The organism is Roseobacter sp. HKCCA2468 (genome assembly GCF_037805105.1).
In the GTDB taxonomy this organism is placed as follows: domain Bacteria; phylum Pseudomonadota; class Alphaproteobacteria; order Rhodobacterales; family Rhodobacteraceae; genus M30B80.
Window position 1 is genome coordinate 18911 of sequence record NZ_JBBLYN010000005.1, and the last position, 8590, is coordinate 27500.

Below are 8590 nucleotides of genomic sequence, written 5' to 3' on the forward strand. Positions count from 1 at the left end.
GAAACCACCATGCTGAACGGCAAACCCAACAAACGCGCCCTGATCGAGGGCAAAGCCGCCGTGATCGTCATCGACATCCAGAAATCGACCTTTGCGCCGATCCCGGATGACCAGCGTTCCATCGCGCATATGCCAGACTATGCGGACCGTATGGCCCGCACCAAAATCGCAATTGACCGCGCGCGCGAGGTCGACATTCCCGTCATCTTCATCCAGGAAATCCACCGCGCTGACCTGGTGGACATGGGCCGCGAAACCGACGGCGACGAGGATATCCACTGCCTCGACAGCAATCCGCTGACCGAGTTGGCCAGCGACGAACTCGGCATCCGCCCCGATGACTACAAGATCCAGAAACGCCGCTATTCGGCCTTCTACGGTACCGACCTGGAAATCCTGCTACGCGGTCTCAAGGTCGACACCCTGCTGCTCACCGGCGGGCTTACCGATGTCTGCGTGCATTACACATTCGTGGACGGGCATCAGGGCGATTACTTCTGCCGGGTGATCGAGGATTGCGTCGCAGGTTCCAGCCTTGCGGCACATCAGGCCTCGCTGAACGCGATGGAATACCTGCAACATGGCGCCATCCGATCGCTGGACGAAGTTCTGGCCGCAATGGACGGAAAAGCGGCGACCTGATTTCCCGAGCCAAGAGACCATGACGGCAAATACCAAACTTCAGGCAGCGGCTCTGGCGCTGGCAGCCTCGGCGATCCTCAGTCTGATCGACACCTTCGTCGCATCGGTCGCCGAGGAGGCCGGGCTGTGGCAGTTCCAGATCTTCCGCACGCTTTTCGCGCTGCCGCTCCTGTTATTGCTGGGGCGCGCCCTGCGTGTTTCGGTGCGACCGAAACATTGGGGGCGGCTTGCCCTGCGAAGTGCCGCAGTATCGGCAGGTCTTCTGTTTTACTTTGCCTCGCTTGGGACGATGCCGGTGGCTCAGGCGGGTGCGGGTCTCTTCAGCGCCCCGATCTGGGTGTTGCTCCTGTCCGCAATGGTGTTCGGCGCCCGGATCGGCGGCTTGCATGTGCTGGCCGTCCTTGGCGGCTTTGGTGGGGCGCTGCTGGTCCTGCGGCCCGATGCGGCGGCGCTGTCAGTCATGACTGTCCTGCCCCTCGCGGCGGGGGCGCTTTATGGCTTCGGAATGCTCCTGACGCGCGAGATCTGTGCACAGGAAAGCCCCGTGGCACTGGCGCTTGGCGTCTTTGCCACCATCGGATTGTTCAGCCTTGGAATGGTCTGCGTCACGACGCTTGCTCCGGGCGAGACATTCCTGACGCGTCCGTGGGCACCGGTGACGTTCCGTTTCCTGTGGCTGACCCTGTTTCAGGCGGCGGGCGCGGTGATTGCCGTGACGCTGATCGCGCAAGCCTATCGGATCGGTAGACCTGCTCAGGTTGCCGTATACGAATATTCTTTCCTTGTTTTCGCGGCCTTCTGGGGCCTGGCCCTGTGGGGCATCGCGACGGATGCAACCAGCTGGATCGGCATCGCCGTCATCCTCGTCTCGGGGTTGATAGTGGCCAGGCTACCGGACATGAGACCGGACGCTCGCTCATGACCCACCTAGACCGAACTCAGCAGGATCGAGGTTTCGCTGTTGGTGATGCCTGGGATGCCGCGCACCTCGCGCAGCACCCGGTCGAAATCTGCCAGGCTTTCAGCGCTGAGCTGTGCGACGAGGTCCCAGTTGCCATTGGTCGAGTGCAACTGGTGCAGCGCCGGGATACCACGCAGGGAGCGGATCACCTGCGTCGTCGACTGACCCGAGACTTCGATCATCATGATCGCCCGCACGCCCTGGGGGCCGCTGTCTTCGCGGGCACGTATGGTGAACCCCAGCACCGCGCCACTGTCCAGCAACCGGTCGATCCGCGCCTGTACCGTTGCCCGGGACACGTCGAGGATTGTCGCCAGCTTGGATACGGGCGCCCGCCCGTCTTCACGCAGAAGGGTGATCAGCCTGCGGTCGAGATCGTCGTAGGTATACATGGCAATATTAACATCCGAACCAAGCAATTTGTGCAAGAAAGCTTTGCAAAACTATCATCATGGCAATGCAATTCGTCAACCCGGCCGGATAGGTTTTGGGAACAGTTTTGCACAGGAAAGCCTCGCCCCATGCCCCGTTCCTCGCTTCAGGCCCCGCCCTCGGTCGTGATGATACGTCCGCACCATTTCACCCCGAACGCGGAAACCGCACTCGACAACCATTTCCAGACGCATACTGCCAGCGATGCCTCATCCATGGCACAAGCCGCCCATGCCGAAGTCACCCGCGCCGCCGAGGCATTGCAGGCTGTCGGTGTGCATGTTCACCTGTTCGATGACGAGGGCACCGACACCCCGGATTCAGTCTTTCCGAACAACTGGTTCTCTACCCATTCCGGAGGGCACGTCGCTGTCTACCCGATGTATTCGCCAAACCGTCGGGGCGAACGGCGACAGGATGTGCTGGAGATGCTCAAGCGTGACTACCGCGTGCAGGACATCATCGATTATTCCGGGCTGGAACAGGACAACCTCTTCCTCGAAGGTACCGGCGCCATGGTCATCGACCACCTGGAGCGGGTCGCTTATGCCGCTCGGTCGAAACGGACTAGCGAGATCCTGCTGGAGCGGTTTTGCACCCATTTCAACTATGAACCGGTGGTCTTTGATGCCGTCGATGCAAATGGCAAGCCGATCTATCACACCAATGTTCTGATGTGCATCGGCACCGATTTCGCGATGATCGGGCTCGACTCCATTCCCGATGCACCGCGCCGCCGCGAGGTGGCCGAACGCCTGCGCCGCGGCGAACGTGACATCATCGAACTGAGCCATGCCCAGATTGCCGATTTCGCGGGCAATGCCATCGAGTTGCAGGGGCGAGACGGGCTCGTTCTGGCGCTGTCGTCGCGGGCGCTGCGGTCGCTCGATGCCGAACAACGCGAAACGCTGGAGAGCCATGTGTCCCTGCTGCCGCTGGATATTCCTACTATCGAACACGCGGGCGGATCCGTCCGCTGCATGATTGCCGGGCTGCATCTGAGCGCCCGCACCCCCCAAACCGCCTGAGGAAACCCCATGTCCCCCCTACCCTCGAAACTTGCCTATGTTCCCTTTGTCTCCGTTGAGCACATGATGGGTCTGGTTCATCACATCGGCGTCGAAAAGGTGCTGACCGATCTGGCTGCCGAGATTGAAGCCGATTTCCGCCGCTGGCCTCTTTTCGACAAAACCCCACGCGTTGCCAGCCATTCCGATGTGGGCGTGATCGAGTTGATGCCGACCTCGGACGGGCAGACCTACGGCTTCAAGTATGTCAACGGTCACCCCAAGAACACCGCCGAAGGCTTGCAGACCGTGACGGCCTTTGGCCTCCTCGCGGATGTGGAGTCGGGTTATCCGAAGTTGCTGAGCGAAATGACTCTGCTGACCGCGCTGCGGACGGCGGCGACCAGCGCAATGGCTGCCAAGTATCTGGCGCCCAGATCGGCGCGGACCATGGCCATGATCGGCAACGGCGCGCAGTCGGAATTCCAGTGCCTTGCCTTCAAGGCCGTCTGCGGTGTCGATACCGTGAGGCTCTTTGACATCGACCCGTCGGCCACCGCGCGCTGTGCGGCGAACCTGGCGCAGAGCGGTTTGAAAGTGGTCGAATGTCGTTCTGGCGAGGAGGCGATCGAAGGCGCTCAGATCATCACGACCTGCACCGCTGACAAGCAATATGCCACGATCCTGACCGATAACATGGTGGGCAGCGGAGTGCACATCAACGCCATCGGCGGCGACTGCCCCGGAAAGACGGAATTGCACGCGGATATCCTGCTGCGGTCGTCGATCTTTGTCGAATACCCGCCCCAAACGCGGATCGAAGGCGAAATCCAGCAGCTGGACCCCGATCACGCGGTCACCGAGCTGTGGCAAGTGATCACCGGCGAGGCGGAGGGCCGCAACGATGACCGTCAAATCACCCTGTTTGACAGCGTAGGTTTCGCCATCGAGGATTTCAGCGCCCTGCGCTATGTCGCCAAGTCGATCCGGGGCACGCCCTACTTTACCCGCCTCGATATGATCGCAGATCCCGACGATCCGCGCGACCTGTTCGGCATGTTCCAGCGCGCCAAGCCCGAAATCGCCATAGCATAGGGGATAGAGATGGCATGGGTGTTCCTGCTTTTCGCCGGCTTGTTCGAAATCGGCTGGGCCGTTGGTTTGAAGTACACAGAAGGCCTCACCCGCCCGTTGCCGACAGTCCTGACGGCCGGTTCGATGATCGTCAGCCTTGTTCTTCTGGCTCTGGCGCTGCGCAGCATACCGCTTGGGACGGGCTACGCGATCTGGACCGGAATCGGCACGGTTGGAACCGTGATCTTCGGCATCCTTTTCCTTGCTGAGCCGGTGACGGCATTGCGGCTTGCCTGCGTAGGATTGATCCTCTCGGGTATCGTCGGGTTAAAACTGGCATCGTGATATCGGCGTCGGTCATGTTTTTATCTCACTGATCCCCGGGCCGAAACACAGGGCCGCAGGGGTCGTCTTGTTCACAAGGTAGTATCCGCCCCCATCCGGTAATCTGACCGATTTCAGATCGCTAGAGTTCACAAGTATCCGGCACGAGACCGGGCTCGCGCGTGGTAACCTCCTTGCCCCAGCACTGATGTACAATCATGCATAGATCATAGACCGCTGAACTGCCGTGAGAAAACCAAGGCCCCTGAGCAGCCTCATTTGACCGGTCCGAGTTTATAGTTAGTGCATATTTGGCCTCTGGTCCATTTGTATGATGGTTTCAGGAGCGGGCGGGCGATAGCCCAATGCACTGTGTGGTCTCTTTGTGTTGTAGTGCTGCCTCCATTTTTCAATGATGATTTGGGCTTCTCGTAGCGTGTAGAAGACTTCGCCATTCAAAAGCTCATCACGGAACCTGCCGTTGAAGCTTTCGCAGTAACCATTCTCCCATGGGCTTCCAGGTTCGATATAAGCTGTTTTTGCGCCGACAGCCGTAATCCAATCTCTGACCGCTAGAGCAACGAACTCAGGCCCATTGTCAGAGCGAATGTATGCAGGTGGCCCACGCAAAATGAATAGATCTGTTAAGGCATCAATCACATTCGTGGAGTTCAGTTTCCGCTCAACTTTGATGGTCAAGCATTCCCGACTGTACTCATCGATAATGTTTAAGGTTCGAAACGGTCTCCCGTCATCCGTTCTGCAGTGCACAAAATCATAGCTCCAAACATGATTGCGGTACTGGGGGCGAAGACGGACGCATGAACCGTCATTCAGCCAGAGCCGTCCTTTCTTGGGTTGCTTAGGTGGGACTTTGAGCCCCTCTCGTCGCCACAGCCTCTCAATGCGACCATCGCTGACTGACCAACCCACCTCTCTCAGAAGGTAGGCCACTCTGCGATAGCCATAGCGGCCATACTGTCGGGCAAACTCAATCATATCCGCAACAAGTCTCTCTTCATCCGCACGCCCTTTTGGGGGATTACGTTGTGTGGACCGATGTTGCTCAAGCACACGACAGGCTCTGCGCTCTGAAACATCCAATTGGGTGCGAACATGATCAATACATGCCCTGCGACGAGCGGGGCTTAGAAGTTTCCCCGTGCAGCTTCTCTTAAGATCAGCTTATCGAGTGTCAGATCAGAAACAGCTCTTCTCAGCTGTTCATTCTCTTTTTGTAAACGTTTAAGCTCTTTCAATTGATCAACGCCCATACCGCCATACTGTCTGCGCCAGCGATAATAGGTCTGCTCAACAACACCAATTTGTCTGATCGCATCAAGACGGGACAATCCTTGCCCCATCAGCACTTCAACTTGACGCAACTTTGTAACGATCTCTTCGGGCTTCGGTCGTTTGTTTGCCATTCCTGGTCCTCCGTTTCCTAAACATAGCGGTGGACCGGTTCAGTGGGGGAGGCTCACTGATGCTGCCGCTTAGGTCGCCGTTGGTCTTCGACTTAGACATTGATTATGGAACAAAAATACGTCCAACATTTTTTGAGGGACTATGAAACCGGCCTCTTAGTCAAGCGCAGGGGGGGAATTTATAGTCCGTGGAGTGCCGTTACACAGATATCGAGATCGGCTTCTAAGAGGTGAAGTAACCCTCTTGAAGTATTAGTATGACTGCACAAGCAAGAGGTTGCCTCGCCACGCATAAGGCAAACGTAGCAATGAACGCAGCAATTTTTAGGCTGCGGAGGTCTACCCACCCTAGCGGCAACTTTCTTAAATACTTGATAAATATTAGTATTTTTTTGGTTGCGGGGGTAGGATTTGAACCTACGACCTTCAGGTTATGAGCCTGACGAGCTACCGGGCTGCTCCACCCCGCGCCAATATACAGGCCCCAAGGCTGAAATTTCAGGCAATTTGGGGCTGCATCGTTAGAGAGATCAGTGTTCGTGTTTCTTACTAGGTTTGGCGGTGACCTACTCTCCCACGTCTTAAGACGCAGTACCATTGGCGCAGTGGCACTTAACGGCCGGGTTCGGAATGGAGCCGGGTGTTTTGCTCACGCTATGACCACCAAACCGAGAAAGAAACACAAAACATCCAAGTCAGCACACCTGAGTGTGATGCTTTCATCAATCCTAGAGGCCAAACCTGGCTTCTACTGGATCAAATCAAGCCTATCGGGCAATTAGTACCAGTCAACTGAACGCATTGCTGCGCTTACATCTCTGGCCTATCGACGTGGTGGTCTTCCACGGCCCTCAGGGATACCTTGTTTTGAGGGGGGCTTCCCGCTTAGATGCCTTCAGCGGTTATCCTGTCCGATCATAGCTACCCTGCACTGCTGCTGGCGCAACAACAGGTCCACCAGTGGATCGTTCACCCCGGTCCTCTCGTACTAGGGGCAACTCCTCTCAAGTATCCTACACCCACGGCAGATAGGGACCGAACTGTCTCACGACGTTCTAAACCCAGCTCACGTACCTCTTTAAATGGCGAACAGCCATACCCTTGGGACCTGCTCCAGCCCCAGGATGAGATGAGCCGACATCGAGGTGCCAAACGATGCCGTCGATATGGACTCTTGGGCATCATCAGCCTGTTATCCCCGGCGTACCTTTTATCCGTTGAGCGATGGCCCTCCCACTTGGGACCACCGGATCACTATGACCGTCTTTCGACTCTGCTCGACTTGTCAGTCTTGCAGTCAGGCTGGCTTCTGCCATTGCACTCAACGAGCGATTTCCGACCGCTCTGAGCCAACCATCGCGCGCCTCCGTTACTCTTTAGGAGGCGACCGCCCCAGTCAAACTACCCACCACAGAGGGTCCCGGACCCGGATAACGGGCCGCGGTTAGACATCAAGCAAAGCAAGGGTGGTATCTCAAGGATGACTCCACAGGAACTGGCGTCCCTGCTTCAAAGTCTACCACCTATCCTGCACATGCTTGGCCTGATGCCAATCTGAAGTTGTAGTAAAGGTGCACGGGGTCTTTCCGTCTAACCGCGGGAAGCCTGCATCTTGACAGGCAATTCAATTTCGCTGAGTCGATGTTGGAGACAGCGGGGAAGTCGTTACGCCATTCGTGCAGGTCGGAACTTACCCGACAAGGAATTTCGCTACCTTAGGACCGTTATAGTTACGGCCGCCGTTTACCTGGGCTTCAATTCGGAGCTTGCACCCCTCCTTTTAACCTTCAGGCACCGGGCAGGCGTCAGACCCTATACGTCGTCTTGCGACTTCGCAGAGCCCTGTGTTTTTAGTAAACAGTCGCCACCCCCTGGTTTGTGCCCCCGGATCCAAGTTGCCTTGAACCCGGGCCTCCTTCTCGCGAACTTACGGAGGTATTTTGCCGAGTTCCTTCAACATCGTTCTCTCAAGCGCCTTGGTATTCTCTACCAGTCCACCTGTGTCGGTTTAGGGTACGGTCTGGTGTGGGGCTATTTCCAGGAACCGATTAGCGGCCCACCCAATCCAATAAGGGTGAACAACAGTCACGATCCGTCACATCCCACTGGCCCAGGAATATTAACCTGGTTCCCATCGACTACGCATTTCTGCCTCGCCTTAGGGGCCGGCTTACCCTGCTCAGATTAGCTTTAAGCAGGAACCCTTGGACTTTCGGCGACAGGGTCTCTCACCCTGTTTGTCGCTACTCATGTCATCATTCTCGCTAGTGATCTCTCCACCGGATGGCTCACGCCCCGGCTTCACAGAAAACTCCGCGTCTCCAATACGGGCGAACCCGTTAAGGAGACATGGAGTTATGTCACACTACGCTCCGCTACCACGCACTTACGTGCATCCTCAGCTTCGGCTCATGGCTTGAGCCCCGATACATCTTCGCCGCAGGACAACTTATTTAGACCAGTGAGCTGTTACGCTATCTTTAAAGGATGGCTGCTTCTAAGCCAACCTCCTGGTTGTTTTGGTCGTCCCACCTGCTTTCCCACTTAGCCATGAATTAGGGGCCTTAGCTGGAGGTCAGGGTTGTTTCCCTCTCCACGACGGACGTTAGCATCCGCCGTGTGTCTGCCATCTAGTACTCCCGGGTATTCGGAGTTTGGTTAGGATCAGTAAGCCTGTGGGGCCCCATTACCCATCCAGTGCTCTACCCCCCGGGGTATTCGGA

At 57.0% G+C, this 8590-nt stretch carries 7 protein-coding genes, 1 tRNA gene and 2 rRNA genes (1 of these 10 only partly in view); 5 read left to right on the plus strand and 5 right to left on the minus strand.

Annotated elements, in window-relative coordinates:
- Positions 1–9 precede the first annotated feature (9 nt).
- Together AAC620_RS11010 and AAC620_RS11015 are read left to right on the plus strand one after the other, a co-directional pair.
- A complete protein-coding gene (locus AAC620_RS11010) occupies positions 10–642 on the plus strand; it encodes a cysteine hydrolase family protein (protein ID WP_340244996.1) in 633 nt (210 codons plus the stop codon).
- Positions 581–1564 (plus strand): DMT family transporter, encoded by a 984-nt coding sequence (locus tag AAC620_RS11015; RefSeq protein WP_340244997.1) that lies wholly within the window; start codon positions 581–583, stop codon positions 1562–1564. The genes AAC620_RS11010 and AAC620_RS11015 overlap by 62 nt, the downstream gene beginning before the upstream one ends.
- Before the next feature lie 5 nt (positions 1565–1569).
- Here the strand turns inward: AAC620_RS11015 and AAC620_RS11020 are convergent, their stop codons facing one another.
- Positions 1570–1995 (minus strand): Lrp/AsnC family transcriptional regulator, encoded by a 426-nt coding sequence (locus tag AAC620_RS11020; protein ID WP_340244999.1) that lies wholly within the window; start codon positions 1993–1995, stop codon positions 1570–1572.
- 168 nt (positions 1996–2163) lie between these two features.
- Between AAC620_RS11020 and ctlX the strand changes: the two genes are divergently transcribed.
- From ctlX to AAC620_RS11035, 3 genes are read left to right on the plus strand one after another with little or no spacing between them, the layout of a single operon-like run.
- A complete protein-coding gene (ctlX, locus tag AAC620_RS11025) occupies positions 2164–3063 on the plus strand; it encodes a citrulline utilization hydrolase CtlX (protein ID WP_340245000.1) in 900 nt (299 codons plus the stop codon).
- Between the two features lie 9 nt (positions 3064–3072).
- Positions 3073–4137, plus strand: a complete 1065-nt coding sequence (locus AAC620_RS11030) for an ornithine cyclodeaminase (protein ID WP_340245001.1) — start codon at positions 3073–3075, stop codon at positions 4135–4137.
- Between the two features lie 9 nt (positions 4138–4146).
- Positions 4147–4461, plus strand: coding sequence for a DMT family transporter (locus AAC620_RS11035; RefSeq protein ID WP_340245002.1), 315 nt, complete (start codon positions 4147–4149; stop codon positions 4459–4461).
- Positions 4462–4740: 279 nt separating this feature from the next.
- Here the strand turns inward: AAC620_RS11035 and AAC620_RS11040 are convergent.
- The 4 genes from AAC620_RS11040 to AAC620_RS11055 form a co-directional block, all read right to left on the minus strand.
- A protein-coding gene (locus tag AAC620_RS11040; RefSeq protein WP_340245004.1) for an IS3 family transposase occupies positions 4741–5867 on the minus strand; the annotation gives its coding sequence in 2 pieces (ribosomal slippage) (positions 4741–5603 and positions 5603–5867; 1128 coding nt in all).
- A gap of 393 nt (positions 5868–6260) precedes the next feature.
- Positions 6261–6337, minus strand: a tRNA-Met gene (locus AAC620_RS11045).
- Between the two features lie 83 nt (positions 6338–6420).
- Positions 6421–6535: ribosomal RNA gene (rrf, locus tag AAC620_RS11050) — 5S ribosomal RNA — on the minus strand.
- Positions 6536–6624: 89 nt separating this feature from the next.
- A 23S ribosomal RNA gene (locus tag AAC620_RS11055) occupies positions 6625–8590 on the minus strand; it runs 866 nt beyond the window's last position.